This is a genomic window from uncultured Microbacterium sp., from assembly GCF_913776565.1.
Classification (GTDB): Bacteria; Actinomycetota; Actinomycetes; order Actinomycetales; family Microbacteriaceae; genus Microbacterium.
In genome coordinates this window covers 1-2,866 of the sequence record NZ_CAJYPF010000262.1, presented here as the reverse complement: position 1 = coordinate 2,866, position 2,866 = coordinate 1, and the positions used below count along the sequence as shown (strand labels likewise).

General features: G+C 71.1%; 4 protein-coding genes and 1 pseudogene. 3 read left to right on the top strand and 2 right to left on the bottom strand.

Annotated features, from left to right (window positions below):
- A pseudogene (locus QZ433_RS14470) lies at nt 1–203 on the top strand (proline/glycine betaine ABC transporter permease); the annotation flags it as partial.
- A gap of 120 nt (nt 204–323) precedes the next feature.
- Nucleotides 324–1,226, top strand: coding sequence for a glycine betaine ABC transporter substrate-binding protein (locus QZ433_RS14465; protein ID WP_295784792.1), 903 nt, complete (start codon nt 324–326; stop codon nt 1,224–1,226).
- A 109-nt stretch (nt 1,227–1,335) separates the two neighbouring features.
- Here QZ433_RS14465 and QZ433_RS14460 read toward each other — a convergent pair whose 3' ends face one another.
- Complete coding sequence (locus QZ433_RS14460) at nt 1,336–2,067, bottom strand: DUF2071 domain-containing protein (protein WP_295784788.1); 732 nt, start codon at nt 2,065–2,067, stop codon at nt 1,336–1,338.
- A gap of 47 nt (nt 2,068–2,114) precedes the next feature.
- Between QZ433_RS14460 and QZ433_RS14455 the strand changes: the two genes are divergently transcribed.
- On the top strand, nt 2,115–2,375 hold the full coding sequence (locus tag QZ433_RS14455) for a DUF3253 domain-containing protein (RefSeq protein WP_295784787.1): 261 nt from the start codon (nt 2,115–2,117) through the stop codon (nt 2,373–2,375).
- Nucleotides 2,376–2,382: 7 nt separating this feature from the next.
- Here QZ433_RS14455 and QZ433_RS14450 read toward each other — a convergent pair.
- Nucleotides 2,383–2,866 (bottom strand): hypothetical protein (locus QZ433_RS14450; protein ID WP_295784785.1); only part of this gene is annotated, 484 nt, incomplete at its 5' end.

Here is a 2,866-nt window from a genome sequence, read left to right as displayed (position 1 = left end):
CCGCCGCTCTCGGCAACCGTGCCGACAACACCTCGTCTCTGCTCGGCGTGCTCGCCCGTCGGCGGGCCGCCCGTCCCGCGGCGGTCGTCACGGCCGATGCCACCCAGGCGCCGCACGTCGACACGGCGTCGGCGGATGCCGCAGCCGAGGCGGATCGCGAGAAGGCCTCGCCGCGCCGCGCCCCGATCTCGAGCGGTCACTGAGCCCCTCCTCGGCGCGAGCCGCCGGGATCCGTCGTGTCGCCCGGTGCGGGAGCGACGGATCCCGGTGGCTCGCGTGAGGGATATCCGGAAATCACGTACGAAAAGGAAGAGAACACAGCAATGAAGACGCGACACCTCACCGCGACCCTCGCCCTCGGCAGCGTGACGGCCCTCGCCCTCGCCGGCTGCGCCAGCGGGAACCAGGCCGAAGGCGGCTCGGGCGACGGCGGCGACAAGGGCACCATCACCCTCGGATTCCTCCCCTCGTGGACCGACGGTCTCAGCACTGCGTACCTGCTCGAGGACCAGCTCGGCAAGCTCGGCTACACCGTCGAGATGCAGACCCTCACCGAGGCGGGCCCGCTGTACGCCGGACTCGCCCAGGGCGACGTCGACATCTACCCCTCGGCCTGGCCCGAGCTCACGCACGCCGACTACATGGACAAGTACGGCGACGACATCGAAGACCTCGGCGCCTACTACGACGACGCCAAGCTCACGATGGCGGTCCCGAGCTACGTCGACATCGACTCGATCGACCAGCTCCAGGCGAACGCCGCGCGCTTCGACGGCAAGATCTACGGCATCGAGCCCGGCGCGGGCCTGACCAAGCAGACGCAGGAGGTCGCGATGCCCGGGTACGGCCTCGACGGCCTCGAGCTCGTCACCTCGTCGACCGCGGCGATGCTCACCGAGCTCGACAACGCGATCGCGGCGCAGAAGGACATCGTCGTCACCCTGTGGCGTCCGTTCTGGGCCAACGACGCGTACGACGTCAAGGACCTCGCCGACCCGCAGGGGCTGATGGGCGACCCCGAGGCCCTGCACTTCCTGGGCACGAGCGGCTTCGCCTCGACCTACCCGGATGCCGCCGAGCTCATCGCCGGCATCCAGCTCGACGACGCGCAGTACGGCTCGCTCGAAGACCTCGTCGTCAACGAGTACGGCGAGGGCCGCGAGGCCGAGGCCGTCGACGCGTGGCTCGAGCAGAACCCCGACGCGTTCTCGACCCAGCGCAGCTGATCTCGTGCGCAGAAGGCTCCCTCCGTCCGCGGGGGGAGCCTTCTGCGTTGCGGGGAGCAGTCGCCCGTCGGACCGAGCGACTCTTCACCCGCCGGGCGAGTCGAAGATGTCAGCGGATCGCGCGCGCGGCGGTGAAGCGCGTGATGAAGCCGGGGTGCCCGGCGGGCATGGCGAGCACGGAATCGGGCGTCCGTCCGGCGAGCTGCGGAAAGCCGGAGTCGGAGACGAGCTGGTCGTCGAGCACGTCGAGGTCGGCGGTGACGAGCGGCCACGGCTCGTGGCTGTTGGCCGCCCAGATCGTGCGGCCGAGGTGCCGCTCGTGGAAGCCCCACCGCGCCGTGAGGAAGCGCGAGAGGTCGTCGTCCACCGTGTCCGTGCCGAGCGTGGCCCGTACCCGCGTCCCCGGGTACCCGCCACCGTGACGTCGCGAGCGGTACTCGATCCGCGGGCCGTCGGTGCGCACGCCCGCACGCGCCCACCGATACGGCAGGCCGAACAACGCCTGGGCCGCGAGCACCGGCGCGAGATGCTCGGCCTCGAGCGTGCGGAACACCACGCCACGACGACCCTCGTCATCGATCGCGTAGGTGCGGACGTTGATCTCGGTGAAGGTGCCGACGAACGGCACCGGCGGCAGCGGCAGGAAGCGGAACTGGCTCAGCACGAACGGCACGAGGCCCACCCACGCCGACCCGTCGTGCACATCGGGTCGCGTCCCGGGCGGCAGCAACGGCGCGACGTCGGCGGGGTCCACCCGCCAGTGGACGAAGACCGCGCGATTCCAGCGCTGCGCGATGACGGCGCGTCCGGGGAGGTCGGGGGCGTGGCGCTCGGTGATCACCGGCTCATTCTGACCCTGACGCCAGAGCGCGGGAGGAGACTGGACAGATGACCCCGTCGTCTGGTGCGGATCCCCGGCTCGTGGCATCCATTCGAGAACTCCTCGCCGCCCGTGAAGCGGGTAAGACGATCTGCCCGTCCGAGGCGGCGCGCGCGGTCGGCGGCGACGACTGGCGCGAGCTCATGCAGCCTGCGCGCGACGCGGCTCGCGAGCTGGTGGACCGCGGCGAGGTCGAGGTGACGCAGAAGGGCGTCGTGGTCGACGTGACGTCGGCGCGGGGCCCGGTTCGGATCCGTCGGAAGGACTGAGCAGCGGTCAGGCCGCGGGCTCGGGTGGGGTCGTGGACGAGTGCGGCTGCGCGGCACCGCGGGGAAGCTCCAGCGCGACCTTCTTCTCGAGCTCGTCGACGGCCTCGTCGCTCAACCAGATGAGGCCGTCGAGCTCCTCGCGCACGCGCTTGTATGCGAGCTGCCGCTCGTTCGGCGTGGCCGCCTGATCGGTGGCGACCGTCAAAAGCTGCTTCGCGGTGTCGAGGCGCTTGCGCTCGTCGGGAGTGAACGCCGCGTCCTTGACGCGCCGTGCCTCGCGCTCGGCGACCTCGAACGCGACCTCGTAGTCGGTCACGGCGTCGCGGTACTCACGCACACGCTCCGGGGAGAGCGGCTCGCCCGGGGCAGGACGGAGATTGTCGGCCACCTTCTTCGCGCGCAGGAAGGCCGCGGTCAGCGGTTGGCGGCCGTCGCTCATCGCGGGGTACGTGATCAGCTTCGTCGCGTCGAGCTCGTAGTCGAGCCAGCGG